Source organism: Agrobacterium sp. CNPSo 3708, from assembly GCF_028674915.1.
In the GTDB taxonomy this organism is placed as follows: Bacteria; Pseudomonadota; Alphaproteobacteria; order Rhizobiales; family Rhizobiaceae; genus Agrobacterium; species Agrobacterium cavarae.
Map to the genome: position 1 here is coordinate 140,278 of NZ_JAQZSF010000010.1, position 26,926 is coordinate 167,203.

Consider the following 26,926-nt stretch of genomic DNA (forward strand, 5'->3'; position numbering starts at 1 on the left):
CTTATGCCTCCTCAGGCTTTTCGCCGAGCCCGGTCGGTAAGGTCAGGGTGATGCAGGTGCCTGTCCCCCGAGCGTTGGGGCCGAGATGAAAATGCGCTGAAATCAGTCGCGCACGTGTCTTCATGTTGCCGATACCAAGGCCTCCACCGGAGCCGCTGTCGGCGGGAACGCCGCAACCGTCGTCCGACACGGTGACACGCAGCGCGTCATCCGCCTGCGATAGCTCCACCTCTATCTTCGTCGGTTGTGCATGGCGTATGGCGTTGTTGACCGCCTCCTGGACGATGCGCAGCAAGGAGACGGCGACCGAGTTATCCAGGTTGTCGACAAGCCCGTCCGTGGTATCGGAGACAGACCAGTCGATCGGCGATCCGCTGTCCCTCACCGACCTGTCCAGATAAGTCTCGATCGCCTGCACCAGGCCGAAAAGCTGCAGGATGGATGGCTTGGCTTCCTCGATGATGCCGCGCAGATCCTGCATGCATTGCTGCAGGCTGCGCATCACCGGCTCAAGCATTTCTCCCGACACTTCAGTCGCGTGGCTCATGCGCTCTACACGACGGACAAGCCGCGTCAGATCCGCCAACGTCTGATCGTGCAGATCCATGCCGATCCGCTGACGCTCGGCCTCCAGTGCCTCGGTCAGTTGCAGTGCACCGAGGCGCAAGCCCTCCTCCCGGGCATTGGCCTGCGCCTCTTCGATGGCCGAGCGCTTGGCTTGCTCGGCCGCGCGGATCGCATAGAAGTAGGGGGCCAGAAGGTCGGCAACGGCACGAGCATTGGCGACATCCTCCATCGTATAGGCATTGGACTGATGGCACGAGCAGCTGAGTGCCCCGATGATATCGCCATGCACCTTCATCGGCACATGCAGACGGCTGTGCAGATCGAGTTCGTGGATCGGGCTGGAGAACGCGCCGTCGAAATGAAAGCGTGGGTCGGCGCAGGCGTCCCCGCTCAGGAGATAATCGACCTCCCCTGACAGAACCGAGCGTATGGGGCTACCCGTCAGAAGCGCTGGCGGCTGCAGGCTCCACGCACTGGCGAGGCCACTTTCATAGGCAATATGATATTTGTCATCGAGCTGCTTGATGCAGACATCCATATGGTCATGCGGGATGATATGGCTGATCTCGGTCGCCACGGCCTGGATGATGGCGTTGAATTCAAGCTGCCCGGCGAGCAGACGCGATATGCCCATATAGTGGTGAAACAGCGTGCTGCTCGGTTTATCCAGCATATGCCGATGCCCTCCCAAGCATCTTCCCTGACGGACGGCGATCTGTCGAAAGCGCCCGGTTCGCATTCTGCGCTCCGCAACGCTCTTCGTCTTGCGGGAACCCGCAAGCTTTGTGCGTAAGTCCGCACGAAGATTGCCGTGATGCGCCTATACAAGCCAGCCCTTCTTCGTCATTTTAGCTCTTACTGGGGAAAGGAGCTCCAGTGCAACGGAATTGCGTTTCCGCCGTGGGGAAGGTTTGCGGCGAAACATATTCCAGGCTCCGAAAGAGCAAGCCACAGGGAGGAAAATCAATGGCTTTTAGAAAGATGCTTCTCGCATCGGCGGCTGTCCTATGCGCCGCGATGCCCATCACCGCTCACGCCGATACATCGGCGAAGAAAATCGCGCTCTCCAACAATTATGCCGGCAACTCCTGGCGTCAAGCGATGCTGACGAGCTGGGACAAGATCACCAAGCAGGCGGTTGGCGACAAGCAGGTCGCAGCCGCGGACGCCTTCACCACTGCCGAAAACCAGGCAACGGAGCAGGCAGCCCAGATCCAGAACCTCATCCTCCAGGGTTATGATGCGATCGTCATCAACGCCGCTTCTCCCACAGCGCTGAACGGCGCGGTCAAAGAAGCCTGTGATGCGGGCATAATCGTCGTGTCCTTCGACGGGATCGTCACCGAGCCTTGCGCCTGGCGCATCGCCGTCGACTTCAAGGCCATGGGCGAAAGCCAGATCGATTATCTTGCAAAGGCCATGCCGAAGGGCGGCAACCTGCTCGAAATCCGCGGCCTCGCTGGTGTCTCCGTCGATGACGAGATCCATGCGGGCATCGCCGCAGGCGTTGCCAAGAACCCGCAGTTCAAGATCGCCGGTTCGGTCAATGGCGATTGGGCTCAGGACGTTGCACAGCGCGCCGTCGCCGGCATCCTGCCAAGCCTGCCTGAAATCGCGGCTGTCGTGACCCAGGGTGGTGACGGTTACGGTGCTGCCCAGGCGTTTGCCGCTGCCAAGCGCCCGACCCCAACCATCATCATGGGCAACCGCGAAGATGAACTGCAATGGTGGAAGCAGCAGAAGGATGCCAGCGGCTACAAGACCATGTCGGTCTCGATTGCGCCCGGCGTCTCGACGCTCGCCTTCTGGGTGGCACAGCAAATTCTCGACGGCAAGGATGTGAAGAAGGATCTCACGGTTCCCTTCCTGCGTATCGATCAGGACAATCTCGAAGAGAACCTGAAAAACACCCAGAAGGGTGGCGTTGCCAACGTGGATTACTCCCAGGCTGATGCGCAGAAGGTGATTGCCGGCAAGTAAGGCCGGACATCGCCTCCTATCCGCTGCGGCTGACGTGTCGCCGCAGCGGCCATCCTTTTTTCATCATTTCAGATCGTTGGCGTTTTGCTCATGAATGACATCATCGAGACGGAAGAAGTCGTCGCCGCACACGGCGTCAAAGTCGTCTTCGGCGCCGTCAAGGCACTGGACGGCGCCGATCTCATCATCCGCGCAGGCGAATGTCTTGGCCTCGTTGGCCACAATGGCGCAGGAAAATCCACCATCGTCAATGTCGTCAATGGTGGCCTGACACCGCATGAGGGCACGATTTCCTATGGCGGGGCACCGGGTCGACAGGGCATTTCGGCAGCGCGCGCAGGCGGTGTTCGCTGCGTATTCCAGGAACTATCCCTCTGCCCGAACCTGACGATCAGTGAGAATGTGCGGATCATGCATCCCGGCATGAGCGGCCGGAACTGGCGCGGACGCGCGCTTTCCGCGATACGCCAAACCATCGACGACATCTTTCCAGGCCACGGGATCGATTGCGAAGCGACGATTTCCGACCTTTCCATCGCAGAACGCCAGATGGTGGAAATCGCAATCAATTTCTGCCGCACGCCGGATGCGCCCCGGCTCGTCATTCTCGACGAACCGACCTCCTCGCTGGATGCAGGTCTAGCGGAGCAACTCATGGCCTATGTGCGCCGTTTTGTGCGCGAGGGCGGCTCGGTGCTGCTGATCTCCCACATTCTCGGCGAGATCCTGTCGACCGCCACCCGCATTGTGGTGATGAAGGATGGCCGCGTCGTCGCGGACCGTCTAGCCGGTGAATTTACGACACGGACGCTGGTCGAAGCCATGGGCAGTGTCGTCAAGGATCAGGACAGGCAGAAGACTGCCCGCGTCCGGTCCGGTGAAAAAGTTCTCTCCATGGCGCAACGCCGCGGCTCAGAGATCGCGTTTCAGGCCTATCGCGGCGAGATCATTGGTCTTGCCGGCCTTGGCGGTCATGGACAGACGGAGGCGCTACTCGATCTTTATCTGGCAAAGAACAGCAGCTGGCTGCCCAACCGCAAGGCCGATCTCGCCTTCGTTGCGGGAGACCGCAGCCTGAACGGCACTTTCTCGCTTTGGAGCATTCTTAAAAATCTGTCGGTCGCATCGCTTCGGGACATCTCCTCCGGTGGATTGGTGGACAGGTCACGTGAGAGCGAACTCGGCGCCGAGTGGAAGAAGCGGATCGAAATTCGTACCCCCGACATGGGCAACAAGATTCTCTCACTTTCCGGCGGCAACCAGCAGAAGGTGCTCTTTGCCCGGGCGCTGGCGACGACCGCCAGCACCGTGCTGATGGACGACCCGATGCGCGGCGTCGATATCGGCACCAAACAGGAGGTCTACGACATCTTGAGAACGGAAGCCGCGCACGGCCGGACCTTCATCTGGTACTCGACGGAGATGGACGAGATTCGCTTGTGTGACCGCGTCTATGTGTTCCGCGATGGTGCCATACAGGCAGAACTTGTCGGCGACGACATTACCGAACAGAATGTGCTGGCTGCATCCTTTTCCGGGGAGGCGCAGCCATGAAAGTTTCAGCCAACACCCTTCGCCTTGTCATTCCCGCCGCATCGCTGGCCTTCCTGCTAATTGCGGTCCTCTACATGCAGCCGCGGGCCATGAGCTATACCGGCATGAACCTGCTGTTCAATCTGGCGGTGCCAATCGCACTTGCGACCATCGCGCAGATGCTGATCATGTCCGTCAACGATCTTGACCTTTCGATGGGCACCTTCGTCAGCTTCTGCGCCTGCGTGACCGCAACATTTCTTCAGGATTCTCCCGTCATCGGAATCGGCATTTTTGCAGCGGCGATCGCCGTCTATGCGGTTCTTGGCGCCGTCATTCACCTGCGTGCCCTGCCTTCCATTGTCGTGACCCTCGGAATGAGCTTCGTCTGGGGTGGTCTCGCCGTTCTGATCCTGCCGTCCCCCGGTGGACAGGCACCGGCCTTCGTGCGCGCCTTGATGACGGCAAAGCCGCCATTCGTCCCGGTCGCCATCATTGCCAGCATCGTGATCGCAGTGGTTGCCCACTACATCGTCATGCGCTCGTCCTTCGGCGTTCTGATGCGCGGCGTCGGCGGCAATCTGCGCTCGGTCGAGCGATCCGGTTGGTCGGTGGTCGGCATTCGTGCCGCGACCTTTGCACTGGCTGGATTTTTTGCCGTCCTCTCGGGGATAGCGCTCGTGGGACTGACGACGTCGGCCGATGCCAATATCGCCCTGCGCTACACGCTTCTGTCGATCGCCGGCGTCATTCTCGGTGGCGGTGAATTCGTCGGTGGACGTGTTTCCCCGATCGGTGCGGTGATCGGCGCTCTGACGCTGACGCTCGCGGGCTCTTTCCTGTCCTTCATGCGCATTTCGCCAGACTGGCAGATCGGTGCACAGGGCGCGATCCTCATCATCGTGCTTGCCCTGCGCATTCTGCTCAATCGCCTCGAGAAGCGGGAGAAAAACCAATGAGCCGCCTCGCTGCCTTCACCAAAAAACCGTGGATTTGGTCCTTTGCCGCGACGGTTGCGGTCTGGGTCATCACCGTGATGTTCACCGGCGGCGCAAGCTCCTTCGGGCTTTCCCATGCGGCGCTGACATTCGCGGCCTTCTCGGTCATCGTGGGCATCGGCCAGATGTTCGTCATCACGCTTGGGCCAGGCAATATCGATCTCTGCGTCCCCGCCACCATGACGCTGTCCGGCACGCTGGCGCTGAAGTTCATGGATGTGTCCGACAGTCTTATCCTTCCCGGACTGCTCGTCGCCATCCTCATCGGGATTGCGGTGGGCATCGGCAACTACACCTTGATCAAGCTTTTACGAATCCCGCCCATCATCGCGACACTGTCGATGAGCTTCATCGTTCAGTCGATTGCGATCTGGTCCAATCGCGGGCTGCGGATCAGACCACCTGAAACACTGGCTAACTTCGCTATCTCCAGTACTTTTGGCATACCGAATGTGGCGCTCGTTGCACTTTTCCTTTCGGTCATCGCCTGGGTACTGCTTGACCGGTCCTTCTACGGGCGCTGGATTTCAGCCATAGGCCAGAGCACCTTTGCCGCCCGCATGACCGGCATCCCCGTCGATGGCGCGCGCTTCACGACCTACGTTTTCTGTTCCGTCCTCGCCGCCATCGCCGGATATCTCCTGGCAAGCTTTTCCGGCGGTGCAGCGCTCAACATGGGGTCGGAATATCTCCTGATGTCGATTGCCGTGGTCGTCATCGGCGGCACAGCCGTTGCCGGCGGCGATTCCAACGTGCCGGGCATCTGGGGCGCATCGCTCTTCATGTTCCTTGTGGTCTCGATGCTGAACACTTATGGGTTCGGTGCTGGCGCGCGCCTTATCCTCACTGGCCTCATTATCATTTCCGTGATTTTTCTGGCGAGCGGCCCCAAAGCCACCCGCTGAACCAACGCAACACTTTCAAGCCGATTGACGCCCATGACCAAAGATCAAAGCTCCGTTTATGACATTCGCGACGACCGCTTCCGACATCTGATCGTCGGCAACGCCGAACTGGAAGAACTCTATTCCGGCTGCCGCTGGAGCGAGGGACCGGTCTGGTTCGCCGACCTCAACTGCCTGCTCTTCAGCGACATTCCCAACCAGCGCATTCTTCGCTGGGTGCCGGATGGCGGAGTTTCCGTCTTCCGCCAGCCGTCCAACTTTGCCAATGGCAATACGCGAGACCGTCAGGGCCGGCTGATCTCCTGCGAGCATGGCGGCCGTCGCGTGACGCGGACCGAAATCGACGGCTCGATCACGGTGCTGGCGGACAGCTATGATGGCAAGCGGCTGAACTCACCCAATGATGTCGTCGTCAAATCCGATGGCAGCATCTGGTTCACCGACCCGACCTACGGCATTCTTTCCGACTATGAAGGCTATAAATCCGAGCCGGAACAGAAGACCCGCAATGTCTACAGGATCGATCCTGCATCCGGCGAGGTGGAGATCGCCGTCGACGACTTCGTGCAGCCGAATGGCCTGGCATTTTCCCCGGATGAAACAAAACTCTATGTTGCCGACAGCTCCTACAGCCATGATGTCTCACGCCCGCGTCATATCAGGGTGTTCGACGTGGTCGATGGTAAGACGCTGACGAACGGCAAAGAGTTCTGCCACCTGGATAGTGGCCTGCCCGACGGCTTCCGCCTCGATACGGCCGGTAACCTTTGGACGAGCGCCGGCGACGGTGTCCACTGCTTCTCACCAGAGGGTACGCTTCTTGGAAAGATAAAGGTGCCGCAGACGGTGGCGAACCTGACTTTTGGCGGTGCGAAGAAGAACCGGCTCTTCATCACGGCGACCAAATCCCTCTACTCCGTCTATCTCGCGACGACGGGTGCGCAAACGCCGTGAGGCCAGCCCGCGTCATCGACGTCGTTGGGTCAACTAGGGCACCAAGGGTATCTTTTAAGAAGTCGTCGCGGCCCTCAAATCGAGGGCGAGGTTCCTGGCAACAATTGTTGTTTGCCAAAAGCAGTAACGTTATTTTTACCACAAACCGATAAATTGATTCCATTCAAAAGCTACCCTTGAAATCCTTCAAGGATTGTCTTCCTCGCACGCATGATGCGCACGGGTCTCCTTTAAAGATGCCGCTTGATCCGACAGCGCCGACCATCCTGGAAGGGTCGATGCGGAGTTTCTAACTCTCATGCGATGAGAAAATCATGCCGACCAAACTGATCGAAACACGTCGCTTTACTGCCTTAGCGTCTGTGCCCTGCGCAGCCGATAAGCCCGATCAACCGCCCTCCAGCGCTGTTTCGTAAGCACCTAGATCCACTTTAACTGAATGGCTTTCCTCAGCACTTAGCTGCTCGGTGCCGGGTTACGGGCGCGGAATCTACGACTACCCTTACATAGTATTCATCCCGAAGCCCACTTAGCTGCGAACTTCAACATTCCAGTCAGCGCCACCCACAGCTCGAGCCAATGGCACGGGCCTGGTGTCTTCTCGACAATCATAACCTCGCGTTCAAGGACGTCTGATATGCGGTTCACCATCAAAACAAAACTGGCTCTCGCCTTCGGTCTTCTCATTCTCATGCTAGCGGGCACCTCAGGATATGGGATCTATAGCCTGGGCATAGCAAGAGACGCGATGAACGAAGTGGTTGAAGGCACCGTTCCTCGTCTCGACAAGGTCCATCAGATAAATGCCTTGTCGCTTGTGACGATCCGGGCGCAGAAAAACATGATCTTGGCGAAGTCCCCTGCGGAAATGCTTCAACACAAAAAGGTGGGCGATGAAAGCAAAGCCCATCTCACCGAACTCTTGAATGAGATGGCGGCAACGGCAAGTTCTGAGACGCGCTCCTACTGGGCGGATCTGCAGACGATCACAACAGCCTTCGAAGCCAGCGACAATCGCGTACGTGCTCTGATAGACGAAGGAAACACCGCTGCTGCCGAGGCTTATTCTGCCGGAGAAGGACGCGACGCCGCCAACGCCCTGACGAAGAAGCTCGATGAAGGCGTCCAGATGAACAGGGCACGACTGCAGGAGTCTAAACAGGTAGCTTCAGACGACTATAATCAAACAAGATTTATGCTGATTTCATGCTCTGTAGCAGCGATTCTCATTGCAGTCCTCACCGCCTTTTGGATTGCCCTGGGTATCAGCTCGGGGTTGCGCAAGGTTATGACGGTAGCAGAAGCAATTGCTGTGGGCGACCTTGAGCAGAATGTTCAGATCCGTAGCAACGACGAGATCAAGGACCTTGTCGATCGCGTTAACACAATGACTCGTAATCTCCGTGCAACAGCCGATGTTGCTGGCACGATTGCGGCTGGTGATCTGTCAAAGGACGTGCAGCCTCTCTCGGAGAAGGACACGCTTGGCATCGCCATGCTGAACATGGTGACCAATCTGCGCGAAACCGCAAGTGTCGCGGACAAGATTTCGAACGGTGATTTGACCGTCACTCCGAAGCCTCTATCGGAACGTGACACGCTCGGCATCGCTCTTCAGTCGATGGTCGAGCGCCTGCGCGGCGTCGTCGGTGACGCACTTGCCGCAGCCGATAACGTCTCCTCCGGCAGCCAGGAACTGTCTTCGTCTTCCGAACAGCTGTCTCAGGGTGCCACCGAACAGGCATCCTCCGCTGAAGAAGCATCCGCTTCGATGGAAGAGATGGCAGCCAACATCAAGCAGAACGCCGATAATGCTGCCCAGACCGAGAAGATCGCTCGCCAGTCTTCCAAGGATGCAGAGGCCAGCGGTGAAGCGGTGGGCCGTGCCGTCGTCGCCATGCGGACCATTGCGCAGAAGATCTCTATCGTCCAGGAAATCGCGCGTCAGACCGACCTTCTGGCACTCAATGCCGCTGTCGAAGCCGCGCGTGCCGGTGAGCATGGCAAGGGCTTCGCGGTCGTTGCCTCGGAAGTCCGTAAGCTGGCAGAGCGCAGCCAGGCGGCAGCCGCTGAAATCTCCTCGCTTTCAGGCGAGACGGTTCAGGTTGCGACCGAAGCTGGCGAAATGCTGAACCGTCTGGTTCCGGATATCCGCAAAACCGCGGAACTGGTCTCGGAAATCTCTGCGGCCTGCCGCGAGCAGGATATCGGTGCAAGCCAGATCAACGAGGCGATCCAGCAGCTCGACAAGGTGACGCAGCAGAACTCCGGTGCTTCCGAAGAAATGTCCGCCACCTCGGAAGAACTGGCCGCACAGGCCGAAGAGCTTCAGGCCAGCATCGCCTTCTTCAAGGTCGAGCGTGCCAATACGAATGGTCGTGCCGCCCCGGCTCGCGCAGCGGCTCCCTCGGTCGCGCACCGTCCTGCGGCAAAATCTGCTGCTCCGGTTCGTCGCCCTGCCCCGTCGCAACCCGTCCACGCCCAGCAGGCCCGCGCTAACGGCTTCGCACTCGACATGTCGATGGGCGGCACGAACCCGCACTTGCGCCTGCATCCGGAAGCTCCGAATGTGGGCGCAATGACGTTTTGAGCGATGTCACGCTCATAAAGCCATGGTGAGCGGTCTATAGCAGTGAGCAGAACCATAACCTGCTCTAATCTTGCGCGGTCGGACGGACAACGACGCTGCCAATCTCGACATCCTCGGGTTGCTCGATGGCAAAGGCGATGGCACGCGCAATGGCGTTCGGCGAGATCGCCAACCGCTCCTTCTGCTGGTTGATCATGGCTTTTACGTCCGGATCGGTGATTGATGAATCGGCAAAGCTCGTGTCGATGAAGCCGGGAGAGACTTCCGTGACCCGCAGCTTTGCGCCGGCCTCCTGCCTCAGGGCTTCGGTGGCGGTGCGTAGCGCGTTCTTGGTAGCGGCGTAAACGCCCATGGTCGGCACGATTTTCAGACCCGCCGTGGAAATCACGTTGATCACATGGCCTTTCCCTTGCTGCGCAAAGGCTGTGAGAGCAGCGGCAATTCCATAAAGAGCTCCACGCAGGTTGACGTCGATCATCGCGTCCCAGTCCTCCACCCGCAACGCATCGAAGCGGGAGATCGGGCCAATGCCGGCATTGTTGACGATAACGTCGACCCTGCCAAACCGGTCGCGGCCAAGACGGATGAGCGATTCAAGGTCAGTCCTCCTCGTCACATCGGTGCTGCGCAACGCCGCCTCACCACCCGCACTTTCGATCTCCCGAGCGACGTCGAGTAGTTCGGTCTCGCTACGCGCCCCAAGCACCACGCGCGCGCCACGTGCAGCCAGATGAAGCGCGGTCGCCCGTCCAATTCCGCGTCCGGCACCCGTAATCGCGACAACCTTGCCCTGAATGGTCATGGGATTTTCCTTTCTGACTTAAGAGCAGCCAGGATAGGATGGCGTTCTTGGACGATCTATGCTTGATGGGCTCAATCTTTGTCGCAATCGGCCAAAAATCGAAATGAATGATCCTCTCTCCGATGTTCTGACCGTCCTGGAACCGCGCAGTGTGCGTGGAACGAGCCTTGAGGCAGGTGGCACCTGGGCCTTATCGTTCGACGGAAGGCAGCGCTTGAAATTCGTCGCCGTCCTGACGGGACGTTGCTCGCTTGTGCTGCCTGGTCGTGATCCGGAAGCGCTGGTTGAGGGAGATGTCATCCTGCTCAGCAACATCTCCTACGCGGTGGCAAGCCACCCGGACATTGAGCCCTCCGATGGTATGGCGCTCTATGCTCCTCCCGGTCACAACACAGTGCGTCTGGGAGATTGTTGCGACACGATGCTGATCGGCGGCGGCAGCGGGTTTGCCAGTGTGAACGCGTCTTTTCTCCTCGATGCACTCCCAGCATTTCTGCGGGTCGATCCTGGCTCACCAGGTGCCCGATCAATCGCTCGGACCCTGTCCGCGCTGAAAGAAGAGGCCGATGCCGGTCAGATCGGCGGAGATCTGGTGGCTGGGAAACTCGCCGAAATCCTTATTATTGAGGCCGTCCGTTCCTATATCTCCAGCGCTCCGGTTGCGAATGTCGGTTGGATTACGGCGCTTGGGGACGCTCGTGTTGCAAAGGCGATCAGGCTTATGCATGCCGATGTGGCCCGCCGGTGGACGATCGATGCTCTCGCAAGAGAAATCGGCATGTCGCGCTCCGCCCTGACACTGCGCTTCTCACAGCGCGTCGGCCGCGCTCCGATGGACTATCTGACACGCTGGCGTATGGTCCTGGCACAGCGGCACTTGGCGAATGGGGGCAGCATCTCGGACGTGGCACTTGCCGTCGGCTACAGCTCGCAAAGCGCCTTCGCCCACGCCTTCAAGCGCGTCACAGGACATACGCCAAGAGGGGTATAACAGCTATGGCTCTCCGCACCGGTTCGAAGCATCACATGATAGACGCGATCAATCGATGGCGCGTTGGTTTGTTTGTATGTTAGCGGTCTATCATGGACGTGGTAATGATACCGACCAAAGGCTTCAGCACGTCCGGCAGTACGTTTTCACAAACTGCCGGAAGCCGCTGGCCGAAAGGAGAGTGAGGTGAAGATAATATTGCTGATCGCAGGGGCGCTACTCGTCTGTCTGACCTTCGTCTGGTTCTTCTTTTTTGTCCCGCTTGGCTGCGGCATGAACCCGACAGGTTGCAGGCAAGAGTTTCCCGTCTTCAGCGCGATCGGCCTCATGCACTTATGGCTGCCGCTCGCGGCCGCCTTCGTGCTCATCCTTCTGGGATTGAGGCGCTAAGATAACGTGTGCCCATCGGACCGGCTGAGACGGTCTGATGGCAGCTGCGTTGTGGTGGTGGCTTCAGCCCTGAGCGTCGCGCTTTCGCTCGATCGCGTCCCAAAGAAGGCTGGCGACATCGGCGCCACCGAACTTCTTCACTTCGCGAATGCCGGTCGGAGAGGTGACGTTGATTTCCGTCATATAGGTGCCGATAACGTCGATGCCGACGAAGAGGAAGCCACGTTCGCGCAGAGCAGGACCGATGCGCTCGCAGATTTCCTTTTCGCGCGCCGTCAGTTCAGTCGGCTCGGGTCGACCGCCGGCATGCATGTTGGAGCGCGCGTCGTTTTCAGCCGGCACGCGGTTGATGGCACCAACGGGTTCGCCATCTACCAGCAGAATGCGCTTGTCGCCCTTGCGCACGTCCGGCAAATATTGCTGGGCGATGTAGGGCTCGCGGAACATCTGGCCGAACATTTCCAAGAGCGAGGAGAAATTGCGGTCGTCACGGGTGGAGTGGAACACCCCTGCCCCACCGTTTCCGTAAAGAGGCTTGAGGATGATATCGCCCATTTCCTGACGGAAGCGGGCAATTTCGGCAACGTCCTTGGTGATCAGGGTTGCGGGCATCAAATCCGCAAACTCCGTAACGAAAATCTTTTCAGGCGAGTTTCTCACCCAGGCCGGATCGTTGACGACAAGAGTCTTCGGGTGAATGCGCTCCAAGAGATGCGTGGAGGTGATGTAAGCCATATCGAAAGGCGGATCCTGGCGCAGATGGATCACATCCATTGTCGATAAATCGACCCGCTCAGGCTCGGACAGCGAAAAGTGGTCGCCATTGATATCGCGCAGTTCCATCTGCTCGACGGTGGCGTAAATCTTTCCATCACGCATCGACAGGCGGTCCGGCGTGTAGTGGAAAAGGCGATATCCCCTCGCCTGGGCTTCAAGGCTGATGGCGAATGTTGAATCTCCGGCAATGTTGATGCCGGAAACATGATCCATCTGGATCGCAACGTTCTTGATCTTCGCCATGCGCAATTCCTTTTCAAAAGCCCGTCTGATGTAGGATAGAGCACCTTTAAAGACAACCAGCGCTGCAAGCGGGATCTATGAGTTTTATTCACACAGGTCTGCTCCGTCACTCAGACGTTTGGCGAGATGTTCTCATGATGATCGAAGCAATTTAAGCCATCATCTGACGGGCGTAATTGTGGACCGCGACGAAGGCGTTTTGCGCACCGGAAACGACACGGCGCTCCTCCTCTTCCGTCAGCTCGATCTCATCGAGCGCTGCGGTAAACGTACGCCAATGCAAGCCCCTGCCTTCCGGAGCACCGGCAAGATGGCGTGCGCCGAACTCTTCTCCAAGTCCCAGTTTGGCAGCGTCTTTCAGCAGAAAAGCAGCACCGAGATTGGAACCCTCCACCACGTAGAGCCAGCCCATTGCCTCCGGCAGATCGAAATTTTGGTCATCCTGCTGGAAGCGAGCACCCTGATTTTCCGGGGCATCGAGGGACAGATCTTGGAGATCCTGTTCGATCAGCCCGATGCGACGGCGTCCTTTCAAATCCGGCAGAAGACCGTCGAGCGTCGCATTGAAGAAGAGCGCGTCGAGATCTTTGTGAAAGAGATATTGCGTCTTTACGAACTTGCCGAAGTTTTCGCGGCTTTCGAACGGCTTGGCGGTCATGATGAAGCTGTCGAGCGCACCATGCGCGTCACGCGTGCCCGCTTTCAGACGCTTCGTGCGGCTGGGTTCGATTTGGCTCTCATCCACGATGGGGCTCACGCTGTTCATATTCTGTGGTCGTCCTGTTTATCGACTTGCGCTTTCATCAGCGTTTTTGCACATAAAAATCTTTCCTTTTAAAGTCAAATTTAAATGCGCCATATACACGGCCTTGAGGCGGGAGAGCCCGCGGACGCCGCTTCGCGATTGGTGAGACAATCCCGTGCAAAGTCAAGCTGTCGCGTCAAGAGCAGCGTTTCTCCTGAGGCTTAGCACTTCTTATGATCCCTACAGCATCGGCTCGAAAATCGGACTCGATTTTTGGAAAGCACGATGCGTCGATTCAAAGAAGATAGAGAGCCGTGCGTCCGACAGGACGCACGGCTCTCTAGACGATCGTAACTGTGGGAACTGATAGCGGCCAAACCTGAGACGGCCGTATCAGAATTCCGTCCATTCAGCCTTCACCGCAGCATTGCCATGCGAGGCGAATTTCGGGCTGGCGCGCTGGACCGGCGGTCTGGCCTGAACGGGTTTGGACGTCACCAGGTTTGCTGGCGGGCGGTCATCGAAACGGAACTGTTCCAGCAAGGCGAAGAGCGCCTTTGCTTCTGCTGCAAGCCCATGGCTTGCTGCCGTCTGTTCTTCGACCATGGCCGCATTTTGCTGCGTGCCCTGATCGACGAGGTTGATGGCGCGGTTGATATCGTTGAGAGCGGTCGACTGCTCACGGGCGGACTCGATGATAGCTCCGATATCCTTGTTGATGTCCTGAACATTGCCGGCGATTTCCTGCAGCGCTTCACCTGCCTTACCAACCAGCGTGACGCCGTTGGCCACCTGTGCACCGGAAGCAGTAATCAGCGTCTTGATTTCTTTCGCCGCCGAGGCCGAACGTTGCGCCAATTCTCTGACTTCCTGGGCGACGACGGCAAAGCCCTTTCCGGCTTCTCCGGCACGCGCGGCTTCCACGCCCGCATTCAGGGCAAGCAGGTTCGTCTGGAAGGCAATCTGGTCGATGACGCCGATGATATTGGAAATCTCATTCGAAGACTGATTGATCCTGTCCATCGCCACCATGGCTTCGTTGACGATCTCACCGGAACGGTCTGCATGAGCCTTCGCCCGCCCAACCAACTGGCCGGAGTCTTCCGCGCGTTGGCTCGAATCCTTCACCGTCGTGGTGATTTCCTCAAGCGCCGCGGCCGTCTCTTCCACCGAAGCTGCTTGTTGCTCCGTCCGCTTTGCCAGATCGTCAGCTGAGATGCGGACTTGATGGGCGCCGGCGGAAATCGTCTCCGCATTGTTGCGCACCGTCGCCATGGCGTCCCGCAGCCTTGCCGATGCGGCATTGAAGTCACGGCGCAGACGATCCAGTGCCGCCATGAAGGGCTTATCGATTGTTTGCGACAGATCGCCATGCGCCAAGCTCGTCAGAGCATTGGCAAGTCTCTCGACGTTTTCGACGCGGTCCGTCACATCCGTTGCGAACTTGACGACTTTGATGACCCGCCCCTTGAAGTCGAAAACCGGATTATAGGATGCCTGAATGTGGACGTGGCGGCCACCTTTGCCCACGCGCATGAACTCGTCGGCGATGAACTCTCCAGCGTTGAGCTTGCGCCACATCTCTGCGTAGTCAGGGCTTGCCGCAAAAGCTGGATCGACGAACATGCTGTGATGCTTCCCCACAACCTCCGAGGCCGTATAGCCAAGCGCCTGCAGGAAGTTCTGGTTCGCAGAAAGGATCGTACCGTCCGTCTTGAACTCAATCACCGCCTGCGCTCTTGAGATCGCCTCGATCTTCGCGCCCGTATCGATGCCGTGCATCTTGGTTTGCGTGATGTCGTTGGCAAACTTGATGATTTTCAGCACTTTGCCGGCACTGTTCTTAATCGGATTGTAGTTGCCGCGAATGAAGATCTCGGTCCCGTCCTTGGCAAGACGGGTAAACTCGCTGCAAACAAATTCTCCGCCGCGAAGCTTGTTCCAGAAGGTCTTGTAATCGGCAGACCGCGCATAGTCATTGTCCAGGAAAATACTGTGATGCTTCCCTCGAAGCTCCGCTTGCGAGTATCCCATCAGGTCACAGAAGTTTTTGTTGGCTTTAAGGATGTTGCCATCCACATCAAATTCGATGACTGCAAAGGAAAGATCCAGTGCATTCAATATTTTTGCGTCATCGGAATTGAAGAAAAGCGCCATGGTCTTTGTTCCTGAAGTGCGGTTTGGACGAACCTCTCATATTGAAGTTAACAATTTAGTCGTGAAAAAATGGGCGCCTACTAATTTAGATCAGTACTTCAGCCTAAAGCATGTCGCGAAATTTCAGGTTACCTCTTTGTACTTTTAGGCTTTTTCCTTTCCGATGTCGTTATTGAGATACCGGCAACCACTTTGCTGGGCTCGTCGCAGCTATCAAAGTAGACTGAGGTGATCCCGTGAGCCTTTGCATTTTCATGCTTGCTCACCTTTACAGGCTGAAGAGACGCGCGAGCGTAAAGCCGAAGCCTTTCCTGAGCCAGGCATGGCTGCGCTCCGCTACACGGAGAGCGAATTTCACGAGGCTTGGTCAACATCCGGGTGACCACAAAAATTTGCGCAGGCCCAGAGCACCATAACCAAAGGCGTTTGTAACCGTTTGATGACAAAAATGGAAAGCGACTGGAAAGCGCTGTAACGCGCCTGACAAGGTCAGCCTCTATCAGGGCCCGAAGACGGTGAGGCAGATTGCCTTCATCCCACGCATCGGAGTTTTGCCCGTGAAGGTCATCCAGATCACAGATACCCACTTTAGCCCGTCCAAGACGCATTTCAACAGCAATTGGGCGCCTTTGCTGGCTTGGCTCGAGACAGAGAAGCCGGATTTGATCATTCATACCGGCGATCTCACCGTCGACGGTGCCGATCACGCCGACGACATGACATTTTGCATGGAGCTGATGCGTCAGGCTCCGGCGCCGGTTCTGATTGTCCCGGGAAATCATGATGTCGGCCACCTGCGGGGATCACCACAGCCGGTTACACAAACACGTCTTGATCGCTGGCTCAGCCTCGTCGGTCCAGATCGTTTCACTTGCGATATCGACGGCTGGCGGCTGATCGGCTTCAACTCTCTCCTGCTTGGCATGGAAGACGAAAATGAGGACGCTCAGCTCGCTTGGCTGGAGCAGGCCTTCGCCGCTGCGGGCGATCGTCGTATCGCTCTCTTTACCCACAAGCCAATATTTGTGGACGAACCCCTGGAAGGCGACACAGGTTACTGGGGCATCCGCCCCGCGCCGCGCGCGCGGCTCTACGACTTGATGCGCCAGCGCGATGTCGGTCTCGTTGCCACCGGTCACCTGCACTGGGCTTGGCAAGGTACGCTGAACCAGACCAGTCTTGTTTGGGGACCGTCGGCCGCTTTCCTCATCGACACGCTGGAGCGTGAAATGCCAGGGGAGCGCCTCATCGGCGCCGTCATTCATACCTTCGAAGGTGCCACGGTGTCGAGCGAGATCGTCGCCGTTCCAGGCATGACGTCCTACTACATCGACGATGTCATCGAAGAGGTCTACCCGAAGCCACAACCGGCCGGGGAGGCTGCTGAATGAGCGCGCTTCGTCTTTCCGGCATTACCAAATCCTTCGGCGACAACACCATCCTCAAAGGCATCAGCCTGGAGGCGGAACCTGGAGAATTCATCGCGCTGGTTGGCCCCTCCGGCTGCGGCAAGAGCACGCTTCTACGCATCGTGGCAGGCCTTGAGCATCCCACCTCGGGCAGCGTGGTGGCGGACGGCCGTGAACTGACGGCGCTCGCGCCGGCCGAGCGAAATGTCGCGATGGTCTTCCAGTCTTACGCGCTCTATCCCCATTTAACCGCTGCACAAAACATCGCCGTTCCGCTGGCGATGCGCAAACTGACAAGTGTTCAGCGGCTGCCGATCCTTGGCAATCTACTGCCCGGTCAGAAAGAAGCCCGCAGCGCCATCCAACGGCAGGTTCAGGGCATGGCGCAATCCCTGAAGATCGAGCATTTACTCGATCGCAAGCCCGGCCAGATGTCCGGCGGTCAGCGTCAGCGCGTGGCATTGGCACGGGCGATGGTACGGCGTCCGGCCCTGTTCCTGATGGACGAGCCACTTTCCAACCTCGACGCCAACCTGCGTGTGCATGCCCGCGGAGAAATCGTCGATCTTCATCGACGCGCAGGCGTACCGACCCTTTACGTTACCCACGACCAGGCGGAGGCCCTGTCGATGGCGGACCGGGTTGCCGTGATGATTGCCGGCAATCTTCTCCAGCTCGCCTCACCCCAGGCCATTTACGAAGATCCGGCCCATATCGAGGTCGCCCGTTTTCTTGGTCAACCCCGGATCAACACGCTCACGACGCGGGTAACGTCGGACAGGACAGTGAAGCTCGGGAACATCTGTCTGACGGTGAGTGGTGCTGCACGCGAAGGGGACGAAGTTACCATCGCAATCAGGCCGGAACATCTGCGCGTGTCGCCTCCTAATCCAAGCGGCGTTGCCGCCCATGTGGAGCGCCTGGAGTTCCTAGGCTCCGAGGTCATCGTCTATATGGTGATCGATGGACTGAACCAGCCGATTGTCGCGAAGCTGACACCTGCTGAAGCCAAAGGCATTTCCGCGAGCATGCCGGTGTCCATCTTTGCAGAACCAGGCCGCGCGCTCCTTTTCGCACAGGATGGCAAACGCCTGTCTTCTCAGCACGTGACAGCGGACGCACTGGAGGTTGCTCATGGTTGAGGCAACCTATCCCGCAACGCCCCTCGCCCTGCCGGATCTTAGCGCTGCGCGGCAGGCAAGAACCGCCTGGTTGCTCGCACTGCCGGCTGTCCTACTGATGATCGCCTTCATCCTCGCCCCGCTTGCCGCTGTGGTCTTCCTGGGATTTACGGATTTCGAGCTTGGCTACGGCAGCTTCCGCTTCGTCGGCTTCGAAAACTATGCCGAGCTCTTCTTTGATCGCACCTTCCGCCAGTCTCTGTGGAACACGGCGATCTACAGCGCAATCGTGGCACCCGTCTCACTGTTTCTAGGACTTGGCATCGCGCTTTTGATCGAAAGCGAAAAGATCGGTCAGTCCTTCTTCCGCACCGCCTATTTCTTGCCTGTCGCTTCGCTGCTCGTCGCCATGGCTACCGTCTGGCAATACCTGTTTCATCCGACCATCGGACCGATCAACGCCGCCCTGCAGCTGGTCGGAATCACCGGCCCGAATTGGCTCGGTTCATCGAGCACCGTGCTCTACAGCTTGGCGATCATCGGTATCTGGCAGAGTGCCGGCTTCAACATGGTCCTCTTTCTGGCGGGCCTGACGGCGATCCCACGGGATCTCTATGCCGCGGCAAATGTCGATGGGGCAAAATCCGGTCTCGATCGCTTCTTCCTCGTGACATGGCCTATGTTGGGACCCACCACGCTCTTCGTCATCACAATCAGCGTCATCAACGCCGTCAAGGTGTTCGAGACAGTGAAGACGCTGACTGAAGGCGGGCCCAACAAGTCCTCCGAGGTGCTTCTCTTCACCATCTACCAGGAGGGCTTCGTCTATCTGCGGGTCGGCTACGCTTCCGCCATGACAGTTATCTTCCTCGCCGTCCTCGTCGTCATGATGTTCATCCAATACCGCCTGCTCGACCGCGAGGTGCACTACACATGAACCCGCAAGCCACTTTCACTTTCGGTCGGGCCCTGCGTCTTGGCCTGCTCTGCCTCGGCGCGCTGATGTTCCTGGCACCCTACGTGTTCATGCTGTCGACTGCCGGCAAGGGCCAGAGCGAGATCTTCACCTCGTCGCTCTCCCTCATTCCGCAACACTCCTTCTTCCTGCCGAATTTCATGAAGGCCTTTACCCGCGTGAATATGCTCGGCCTGCTGTTCAACGGCGTCGTGGTCTGCTGTCTTATCCTCTTCTTCCAGGTTCTGATTGCGGTTCCTTGCGCCTATGCGCTTGCCAAGCTGAACTTTCGCGCCGCAAGGCTGATGATGGCGCTTGTCATGCTGGGCCTGTTGGTCCCCATTCACGCGACAGCGCTTCCACTTTATGTGGCCTTCAACAATCTGGCGGTGCTCAACAGCTACACCGCGCTCGTCGCGCCCTTTTCCATCTCGGTGTTCGGCATCTTCCTTTTTCTGCAGTTCTTCCGCGCCATGCCGGATGATCTCATTCATGCCGCAAGGCTGGATGGAATGTCGGAGATGGGCATCGTCGCCGGGGTCATCGTGCCCAACGCCTGGCCGGCCATTACGGCCTTCGCCATTTTCTCGGTGGTGGCTCACTGGAACGATCTCTACTGGCCACTGATCGTCGTCTCTAACCAAACCTACGCCACCCCTCCGCTCGGTCTACTCTATTTCCGTGCAGCAGAGGCAGGCGACGACTACGGCGCGCTTATGGCCGCAACCCTCATCATCACCCTCCCTCTCGTCATGGCGTTTTTGTTCGCCCAAAAGCGCTTCGTCGAGGGCATTACCATGACCGGTCTCAAGGGCTGACCGGTTACCTCTCACACAAGGAGACATGCCATGAAGCATTTCACCAAGATACTCACTGCCGCCGCCGTCTCCATGATGGCGGCTCTACCGGCCCATGCCGAAACGACCATCACGGTCCACTACCCTATGCCAGGTTTCTTCAAGGACGTGATGGACACGATTTCGAAGAAGTTCATGGAAGAGAACCCGGATATCAAGATCCAGTTCGCCAACCCTTCCGCGACCTATGAAGAGGGCATCCAGACAATCATGCGCCAGGTGGGCACCGCCGAAATGCCTGACGTGACCTTCATCGGTCTCAATCGTCTGCGCATGGCCGACGAGCGCAACATTCCTGTCGACATGGGACCGATGATCGCCAAGGACAACGAGAGCATGGCGAATCAAGGCTTCTCGGACACGATCCTGAAGCTTGCCCAGGTCAATGGCAAACAGGTTGGTCTTGCTTTCGCAACCTCAAACCCGATCATGTACTACAACGCCGATCTGGTGAAGGCCGCCGGCGGCGATCCTGACCAGCCGCCGAAGACCTGGGACGAGGTCATCGCGCTTGGTAAGAAGATCAAGGCGCTTGGAAACGGCGTGGATTCCATCGACTTCCGCTGGCAGGGCGACGACTGGATGTTCTCCGCTCTTCTCTTCGGCGCTGGCGGCACAATGCTGAGTGCCGACGAAACGCAAGTCGCCTTCAACGGTCCGGAAGGCCAGAAGGCCATGGGAACGATCGACCGCTTGGTCAAGGAAGCAGGCATGCCCGTTTTCACCAAGGCGGCCGGCGAGCAGGCCTTCGTGGCAGGAAAAGTCGGCTTTGCCTTCCAGACAACCGGCGCGTTGCGCAATACCATCAAGAATGTCGGCGACAAGTTTGATCTGCGCACGGCACCGATCCCGCTGATCGATCCCGTCAAGGGCAAGCTTCCCACCGGCGGCAATGCCGTCGTCATCCTCACCCATGATGAAACCAAGCAGGCTGCTGCCTGGAAGTTTGCCAAGTTCGCGGCAGGCCCTTACGGCGCATCCGTCGTCGTCCCCGGCACCGGCTATGTGCCGAACAACGAACTGGCTGCAAAGTCCCCAGAATACCTCGGCGACTTCTACAAGAAAAACCCCTTGTTTCTGGCTGGCCTTAACCAGATGCCGCGGATGATCCCCTGGTACGCCTTCCCGGGCGCCAATGGTGTACGTGTGACGCAAACCATCGTCGACAACATCTCGCGCGTCGTTGACCAGTCGGCGTCTCCGCAAGAGGCGCTCGACGATGCCGCCAAGGAAGTAAAGCGCCTTCTGCAACGCACGAACTGAACGCAAGCGTGGCGCGATCTTTCAGATTCGCTCCTCTCGCTTTAAGTTCTAGTTTTGCCACATGTTTTTATCGCAAAAACGCGACGAACTTTAGCGCGACATGCGTTAGATGAAACAATACCCGCCGCATCGACTGCGGCGGGCCACAATCAGATGGAGCGGACCGATCCCCCCGCTCTGAGGGCAAACTCCACCTGCAGATGCCGTGGCGCAACGCCCTTTTCTGCAATATCCAGCAAAAGGGAGGCTGCGACCGCTCCCATACTCGCATCAGGCATTGCGATGGTCGTCAGCGGTGGTGTCATCAACTGACCAATGGCAATACCGTCGAACCCAGCGACCGATACGTCCTGCGGAACCGAAAGCCCTTCGCGACGCAAAGCGCCGATCACGCCGCAGGCCAGAAGATCGTTCGAGGCAATGATGGCCGTCGGCATCAATTCCATGACAGCGACAAAAATATCTGGTTGCTCTTGGTTCTCGACAAACGGAATCTGCAGCGCGGCCAACGGAGCAACCTCGATGTCTGCGAGCGCTTTTCGGTACCCCTCGTAGCGCAACAGGGCTCGATCGGACGCAGCGAAACTGCCCGACACGAAGAGAATGCGGCGATGTCCGCGATCGATCAAATGCTGCGTGATCCGGCGGCCAGCCTCAAAATTATCGACTGTGACAGCTGCACGAAAAAGAGAGGTAGGACGGTTGTTGAGCAACACGGTAGGCGGCAGCCGGCTTGCCTGCCGAACGCCATTCTCCGCATTGCAAAGCGTCAGGATGAGTCCGGTGGGACGCTCGCAAAGGAGCGCCTCGATCGCATCAGCTTCCTGCGCAGGATCATAGTTGGATTGCGCCAGCACAACGGCATGACCACCTACCCGCATACGGTTCTGGATTTGCGACAGCGAGGCCGCAAAGACTGGATTGGTAATGCTCGGAATAAGCACCCCCACCAATGGCCTCCGCCCCCCACGAGAAAGTGGCGCCACTCCAGGGCGATAACCAAGCTCCGCTGCCGCCACCCGCACGCGCGCCTTCACCGCATCGCTCACGGGACCGCGCGCACCCAGAGCACGGCTGGCGGTTGCGATTGAGCAACCCGCCCTCTTCGCTACATCTTCCAAATTCGCCATGACCGATGATCCTATGTGAAGGCTGGCCTAACTCTGGATAGTGACAGACGCGTGATGAAGTTAAAGAGAAATTTGCGCGCTGAGGATATGCCCCTATCCTCCGCGCCGTCGTTCATCAGATTTGAGAGCGGCGGTTGATTCACACGTAGAATGCTGGAGAACGATACAGAGATATCCACATCGACAATAAGCGGGAAACCCTCGAACTGCCCGACGCAGAACCGCAAGCCTCAAAGAGTTTTCTACATTATCGATCCACTTTCGAGGATCAAAACGCTATCGGCGCTAATCGGGGTGGCTCTAACTATGTTCGAAAGGTACAATTGTTGCCCTCACCTCGCAACAAGTTAGGGCGTAGCGTAACTCCGAACGTGGAAGCACTCATCTCCTCTTTATTTCCAGGAGACAAGTGGTATCAACGCAGCAACACAGTGCCTTTCGACGAAACTTATTAGAATTTCAATCTGGCGTCCTGTTCCAGATGCAAGCAGCACCTGAGTGGAGCGCGGCGTACTTTCACCGTCAGATGTCGAACCACTGATCAGACGTTACAAATTTGCACAGCACGATTGAAATGAACCTGCGAACAACGGCTGCATCGTCGCCACCTGCGGACGTCTCGAAGACGCTGCGGCTTCAGTCGTCCGGACTCGCAGCTCTGGCAATGTTGCGTCCCGTGTCTTCAGAGACGCGGTAGCCGCAGCCATCATCTCTTTGAACTCATTCAGAGCGATACCATCCGCGCGCATTACTGAAAGGATCAGTGGATCTCTATACATTTCAGCGAGCGTCATCTCCCCTGTCGTAACGGTCATGACAGTCTCCTTTCGACGAGTTTTAAATCCAGAGGGCGGCAGTGACTTGACGGCCACCCCGCATGGTGTTACCGGTAAGTAACAAATGGATAGTTACCGACCAGTCACACCCGTGTCAACGTCACTTCAGGATAAAAATCAAAAATCATGAAATCCGTGAAATCTGATCGCTCCTCCGAACAGAAAATCCCACCTCGTGACCGTATCGTCTCAACGGCCTGTCAACTGTTTCGTGAATATGGGATACGCGGCATAGGCGTCGATGCCATCGCAGAAGCCGCAGCCACCAATAAGATGACGTTGTATCGACATTTCGGCTCGAAGGACGATCTGGTGTGCGAGGCGCTCAAGCACAGTTCTCAGACATTGGATCAAGCTTGGAAAGATCTCGAGACAGACAACCCCGGCGACCCGAGGGCTCAGCTTGCTGCATGGGTTAAAGCGCGCGCTCAGTGTCTCTCGAGTGAGCCATATGGATGCGATCTAGCCAATGCCGCCGTGGAGTTGAAGGAGCAGGGACACCCGGCACACGCGGTCATCGAATCCCTGAAGATGCAGCAGCATTCCCGCCTTGCCGACCTCTGTCGTTCAACGGGTGCGAGCGATCCGGAACTTTTGGCTGATACGCTTTCCATGCTGCTGGAGGGAGCGCGCGTCAGCAAGCTCGCAACTGGAAAAGAAGGCCCGTCGATGCGGTTTACCCGTGCGTGTGAAGCGGCGATGGTGGCGTTTGGCCTTGGTGCCGGCGCTTTGTCGTGAGTTCGATTGAAGCGCCAGAAAACGGAACCGAAAGCACCGGCATCGATCGCTGATCTCCGGCGCCTTTTACCAGGCCACTCTCTATAGAAAATAAACTGGAGAACTGCCCTGGGCAGTATGAAGGCCGCGAAAGGCTTTAGTTGAAGCCCAACATGAAAATCAGAGAGTTAGATCGAGAAATCGCTGGAGTTGCGAAGCTCCAGATCTCCCAATGGGCGGCCACTCCGAGGCCTGGCTCAATGAAAATAAAGCCGGTTTGTTATCCGGCTTTATCTCAATTCAAAGACGCAAATTACATCTTTGGCAGAAGCACCTTGTCGATGACGTGAATGACGCCGTTCGACTGCTTCACGTCGGCGATCGTGACATGCGCGACATTGCCGTTTTCATCGGTCAGTGTAATCTTGCCCATGCTTTCCTTGGCCTTCAAAACGCAGCCGCCGACGGTCTTGACGTCATGCGTGCCCTTGTCGTCCTTGATCATCTTCTCGATCGCCGTTGACATGGCATTGGCTGCGACGACGTGGCAGGTCAGGACCTTGGTCAACTGTGCCTTGTTCTCAGGCTTCAGGAGTGTGTCGACGGTTCCCTTGGGAAGAGCTGCAAACGCTTCATTCGTCGGGGCGAACACGGTAAACGGTCCCTTCCCTTGCAGCGTCTCGACCAGGCCGGCTGCCTTGACGGCGGCCACAAGTGTCGTGTGGTCCTTCGAATTCATCGCGTTTTCCACGATGTTCTTGTCTTCGTACATCGCGGCGCCGCCGACCTTTGGATTGGCTGCGTAGGCGCTGCCAGCAGCGATCGCGATTGCGGTGGCGCAGGCTGCGAAACGGATTGCGAGCTTGAACATGGTGATTCCTCCTGGCCGATCACCCAGATGCAAGGCTGCATCTCCTAAGGGTCGGCTTCCCTCTTCCGGGACAAGAAGGTTACGGAACGGCCTGAGAAGAAGTTTCAGAGCCGTCGAATTATTTTACACGGTCATCTCGCTTGCTGTGGCCACCTCACCACGCGGCCAGCAAACAAAGGCAACCATACCAGGACGGGCTGGAGGGGTAGGCGCAAAAGGTGGTAGATCCACTCCCAGACCGACGGGTCACCAGAAAGCGCATCGATCGCGTGTTTCATGTTCGCCGGAAAAACGCAGACCGCATAAAGCGCCAGACCAATGCCTGCGGCCCGCTGAAGTCGTGCGGTTACGATTCCCACCGCACCAGCGATTTCGCAAAGCCCTGTCAGCAAAATCACCAAATGTGGCGACGGAACCCAATCCGGTGTGATTTTCAGAAATGGCGTCGGCCACAGAAGGTGCATCGTGCCGACGAAGCCATACAGGCAGGCGAGCCCTGTCGCGCATTTGCGCCGCCAAGCTTCCGTCCTCAGATAGGCAGCCACGGAGTATCCCATCTCCCCTCCAAATAGGTGCCTTGTGCCATCGCGCAGCGCATCGCTCCGGAAAGCGGAAGTTCAGAGGCTTCTTGCCGTGCCGCTCGCCACGATCGCTCCGGTCGGCTTGCCTGTGGGCGAGCCGCCGAACGGTTCCAGCGATACTGCAAGCGTTGCGCCGCCACTCAGACGATCACGCAGGTCCGATGGAATGACCAGTTCTCCGCCGGTATCTGCCGGCAATATGCCGAGCGAGAAGGGATCTCCTTGCCCAGGGACAAGCCAGAGCTCCAGCGATTTCTCCTGAGCGCGCCCTGCCGCGACAGGTACGATGCGCATTCGCCCGCTTTCAGCATCATAGGACGCCAGCATGTTGACGGAATTACTGGGTGCCGAGAGTTCCGCAACCAGCTTACCATCCCGAGAAGATGGCGACGCGATACCCGACGCATAGATCAGGGCGGCAGCAGCGGCTACGGAGGTGCCGAGTGAAAGCCAACGCCAGAAAGCCATTGAATTCCAAAGGCTGACGTTCACCTTATTCGTCTGCGGTGCTGCGAAGAGACGCTGTTCAAGCTGTTCCAGCACGGCGGCGCGAGGCGTTACTTCGTCGTAGTCCTGATTGAAGGACTCCATGTCGGCCTGCCAGCGCGCAACGATTTGCGAAAACGCCTCATCGCCGGCCATGCGGCGCTCGACCATCCTTCTTCCTTCGATGGACAGAACACCCAAGACATATTCGCCTGCCAGGATTTCATCTTTAGAGTGCTCGCTTGAGCCAGGATCACGCGTCATCGCTGGATGCACTCCTTAAGCTTAAGGAGACTACGGCGCAGCCAGGTGCGCACCGTATTCAGCGGGACCCGCAGATCGTCTGCAAGTTCGATGTAGCTCAGGCCCTCGACATAGGCGCGACGAACTGCGTTGGCATGTGCCGGATCGAGCTCTGCCATGCATCTGTCGATCCTGCGGCCATCATCGACGATGCCCATGCGCTGCTCTGGGTTCGGGGTTGTGTCATCGGCAAGATCATATGCTGCGTCGAGATCATCGGAAACAGGTTTGCGGGCGCGGATCGTATCGATCGCGTGGTTGCGCGCGATTGTCGCAAGCCATGCAAACGGACCGTTATGTCCGGTCGCGAAGGTTTTCGCGCGTTGCCAGATCTTGATGTATATTTCTTGCAGCGCCTCTTCAGCATCGCTGCGATTTTTGAGGATGCGCAAACATACGCCCATCAATTTTGGGCTAGTCGCCTGGTAAAGTGCGACAAAGGCGGCGCGGTCTCCCATCGCGACACGATTGATCAAAACTTCGATATCGTTGCTTTGCATTGAAGAAAACCTTGCCACCCCAACCTTATAGGGGTTGGCTTCTGGAAAAAACAAGGAGCGACGGGCGGTAAACCCGACAAAGACGCTGCTTCTGTCAGTCCATGATCGGCCATTGCCCTGAATATTGTTCATCGCGACGCATTCAAGGTTCTCAACTGGCGTCGAATGAGCCAGAGACCGGATCCTGCCGTAACTGTCGAGAGAAGAGCTCTCCCGATCAGCCCCCGGGCGTCAGCATCGTCGAATGGCTCCTGAGTGTTGCGCG

25 protein-coding genes are annotated in these 26,926 nt (G+C 57.8%); 14 read left to right on the forward strand and 11 right to left on the reverse strand.

The window, feature by feature from the left end; genetic code table 11:
* Position 1: 1 nt before the first annotated feature.
* On the reverse strand, positions 2-1,240 hold the full coding sequence (locus tag PVA19_RS20535; RefSeq protein ID WP_062443646.1) for a GAF domain-containing sensor histidine kinase: 1,239 nt from the start codon (positions 1,238-1,240) through the stop codon (positions 2-4).
* A 293-nt stretch (positions 1,241-1,533) separates the two neighbouring features.
* Between PVA19_RS20535 and PVA19_RS20540 the strand changes: the two genes are divergently transcribed.
* From PVA19_RS20540 to PVA19_RS20565, 6 genes are all read left to right on the forward strand, one after another.
* The gene (locus PVA19_RS20540) at positions 1,534-2,547 is read left to right on the forward strand and encodes an ABC transporter substrate-binding protein (protein ID WP_274104008.1); all 1,014 of its coding nucleotides are present in this window, start codon (positions 1,534-1,536) and stop codon (positions 2,545-2,547) included.
* Between the two features lie 90 nt (positions 2,548-2,637).
* On the forward strand, positions 2,638-4,101 hold the full coding sequence (locus PVA19_RS20545; RefSeq protein WP_274104009.1) for an ATP-binding cassette domain-containing protein: 1,464 nt from the start codon (positions 2,638-2,640) through the stop codon (positions 4,099-4,101).
* Positions 4,098-5,039, forward strand: a complete 942-nt coding sequence (locus PVA19_RS20550; RefSeq protein ID WP_274104010.1) for an ABC transporter permease — start codon at positions 4,098-4,100, stop codon at positions 5,037-5,039. The genes PVA19_RS20545 and PVA19_RS20550 overlap by 4 nt, the downstream gene beginning before the upstream one ends.
* Positions 5,036-5,983 carry an ABC transporter permease gene (locus PVA19_RS20555; protein ID WP_062423604.1) on the forward strand — a complete coding sequence of 316 codons (948 nt, stop codon included), beginning with the start codon at positions 5,036-5,038 and terminating at the stop codon, positions 5,981-5,983. The genes PVA19_RS20550 and PVA19_RS20555 overlap by 4 nt, the downstream gene beginning before the upstream one ends.
* Positions 5,984-6,016: 33 nt before the next feature.
* On the forward strand, positions 6,017-6,937 hold the full coding sequence (locus PVA19_RS20560) for an SMP-30/gluconolactonase/LRE family protein (protein ID WP_274104011.1): 921 nt from the start codon (positions 6,017-6,019) through the stop codon (positions 6,935-6,937).
* 637 nt (positions 6,938-7,574) lie between these two features.
* The gene (locus PVA19_RS20565) at positions 7,575-9,527 is read left to right on the forward strand and encodes a methyl-accepting chemotaxis protein (RefSeq protein ID WP_274104012.1); all 1,953 of its coding nucleotides are present in this window, start codon (positions 7,575-7,577) and stop codon (positions 9,525-9,527) included.
* 64 nt (positions 9,528-9,591) lie between these two features.
* On the opposite strand, the gene PVA19_RS20570 is transcribed toward PVA19_RS20565, so the two are convergent.
* Positions 9,592-10,329 (reverse strand): SDR family oxidoreductase, encoded by a 738-nt coding sequence (locus PVA19_RS20570; RefSeq protein WP_274104013.1) that lies wholly within the window; start codon positions 10,327-10,329, stop codon positions 9,592-9,594.
* A 103-nt stretch (positions 10,330-10,432) separates the two neighbouring features.
* On the opposite strand from PVA19_RS20570, the gene PVA19_RS20575 reads away from it, so the two are divergent.
* Positions 10,433-11,320, forward strand: a complete 888-nt coding sequence (locus PVA19_RS20575) for an AraC family transcriptional regulator (protein WP_274104014.1) — start codon at positions 10,433-10,435, stop codon at positions 11,318-11,320.
* 186 nt (positions 11,321-11,506) lie between these two features.
* Positions 11,507-11,710 carry a hypothetical protein gene (locus PVA19_RS20580; protein ID WP_062423609.1) on the forward strand — a complete coding sequence of 68 codons (204 nt, stop codon included), beginning with the start codon at positions 11,507-11,509 and terminating at the stop codon, positions 11,708-11,710.
* 63 nt (positions 11,711-11,773) lie between these two features.
* Here PVA19_RS20580 and gshB read toward each other — a convergent pair whose 3' ends face one another.
* The 3 genes from gshB to PVA19_RS20595 form a co-directional block, all read right to left on the reverse strand.
* Positions 11,774-12,730, reverse strand: coding sequence for a glutathione synthase (gene gshB / locus PVA19_RS20585; RefSeq protein WP_062423610.1), 957 nt, complete (start codon positions 12,728-12,730; stop codon positions 11,774-11,776).
* Positions 12,731-12,881: 151 nt separating this feature from the next.
* Entirely contained in the window at positions 12,882-13,496 is a 615-nt protein-coding gene (locus tag PVA19_RS20590; RefSeq protein WP_274104015.1) for a biliverdin-producing heme oxygenase, read from the reverse strand.
* Between the two features lie 372 nt (positions 13,497-13,868).
* Positions 13,869-15,632: a methyl-accepting chemotaxis protein gene (locus PVA19_RS20595; RefSeq protein WP_274104016.1), complete on the reverse strand. Its 1,764-nt coding sequence runs from the start codon at positions 15,630-15,632 to the stop codon at positions 13,869-13,871.
* A gap of 557 nt (positions 15,633-16,189) precedes the next feature.
* Here PVA19_RS20595 and PVA19_RS20600 point away from each other — a divergent pair.
* Genes PVA19_RS20600 through PVA19_RS20620 form a run of 5 tightly spaced genes read left to right on the forward strand, consistent with a single transcriptional unit; the run spans position 16,190 to position 21,237 of the window.
* The gene (locus PVA19_RS20600) at positions 16,190-17,023 is read left to right on the forward strand and encodes a metallophosphoesterase family protein (RefSeq protein ID WP_274104017.1); all 834 of its coding nucleotides are present in this window, start codon (positions 16,190-16,192) and stop codon (positions 17,021-17,023) included.
* A complete protein-coding gene (locus PVA19_RS20605; RefSeq protein WP_274104018.1) occupies positions 17,020-18,183 on the forward strand; it encodes an ABC transporter ATP-binding protein in 1,164 nt (387 codons plus the stop codon). Before PVA19_RS20600 ends, PVA19_RS20605 begins: the two co-directional genes overlap by 4 nt.
* Complete coding sequence (locus PVA19_RS20610; RefSeq protein ID WP_274104019.1) at positions 18,176-19,099, forward strand: carbohydrate ABC transporter permease; 924 nt, start codon at positions 18,176-18,178, stop codon at positions 19,097-19,099. Before PVA19_RS20605 ends, PVA19_RS20610 begins: the two co-directional genes overlap by 8 nt.
* Positions 19,096-19,935, forward strand: a complete 840-nt coding sequence (locus tag PVA19_RS20615) for a carbohydrate ABC transporter permease (protein WP_274104020.1) — start codon at positions 19,096-19,098, stop codon at positions 19,933-19,935. Before PVA19_RS20610 ends, PVA19_RS20615 begins: the two co-directional genes overlap by 4 nt.
* A gap of 30 nt (positions 19,936-19,965) precedes the next feature.
* Positions 19,966-21,237, forward strand: coding sequence for an ABC transporter substrate-binding protein (locus PVA19_RS20620; RefSeq protein ID WP_274104021.1), 1,272 nt, complete (start codon positions 19,966-19,968; stop codon positions 21,235-21,237).
* 149 nt (positions 21,238-21,386) lie between these two features.
* Here the strand turns inward: PVA19_RS20620 and PVA19_RS20625 are convergent, their stop codons facing one another.
* Entirely contained in the window at positions 21,387-22,367 is a 981-nt protein-coding gene (locus tag PVA19_RS20625) for a LacI family DNA-binding transcriptional regulator (protein WP_274104022.1), read from the reverse strand.
* 548 nt (positions 22,368-22,915) lie between these two features.
* Positions 22,916-23,182 (reverse strand): hypothetical protein, encoded by a 267-nt coding sequence (locus PVA19_RS20630; RefSeq protein WP_274104023.1) that lies wholly within the window; start codon positions 23,180-23,182, stop codon positions 22,916-22,918.
* Between the two features lie 147 nt (positions 23,183-23,329).
* Between PVA19_RS20630 and PVA19_RS20635 the strand changes: the two genes are divergently transcribed.
* Complete coding sequence (locus PVA19_RS20635; RefSeq protein ID WP_113267665.1) at positions 23,330-23,941, forward strand: TetR/AcrR family transcriptional regulator; 612 nt, start codon at positions 23,330-23,332, stop codon at positions 23,939-23,941.
* Between the two features lie 292 nt (positions 23,942-24,233).
* Here the strand turns inward: PVA19_RS20635 and PVA19_RS20640 are convergent, their stop codons facing one another.
* From PVA19_RS20640 to PVA19_RS20655, 4 genes are all read right to left on the reverse strand, one after another.
* Positions 24,234-24,791 (reverse strand): fasciclin domain-containing protein, encoded by a 558-nt coding sequence (locus tag PVA19_RS20640; RefSeq protein ID WP_027676880.1) that lies wholly within the window; start codon positions 24,789-24,791, stop codon positions 24,234-24,236.
* Positions 24,792-24,922: 131 nt separating this feature from the next.
* Entirely contained in the window at positions 24,923-25,348 is a 426-nt protein-coding gene (locus PVA19_RS20645; protein WP_443111652.1) for a DoxX family protein, read from the reverse strand.
* A 60-nt stretch (positions 25,349-25,408) separates the two neighbouring features.
* A complete protein-coding gene (locus PVA19_RS20650) occupies positions 25,409-26,122 on the reverse strand; it encodes an anti-sigma factor (protein ID WP_274104025.1) in 714 nt (237 codons plus the stop codon).
* Positions 26,119-26,661 carry a sigma-70 family RNA polymerase sigma factor gene (locus PVA19_RS20655; protein ID WP_274104034.1) on the reverse strand — a complete coding sequence of 181 codons (543 nt, stop codon included), beginning with the start codon at positions 26,659-26,661 and terminating at the stop codon, positions 26,119-26,121. Before PVA19_RS20655 ends, PVA19_RS20650 begins: the two co-directional genes overlap by 4 nt.
* Between the last annotated feature and the right edge of the window lie 265 nt (positions 26,662-26,926).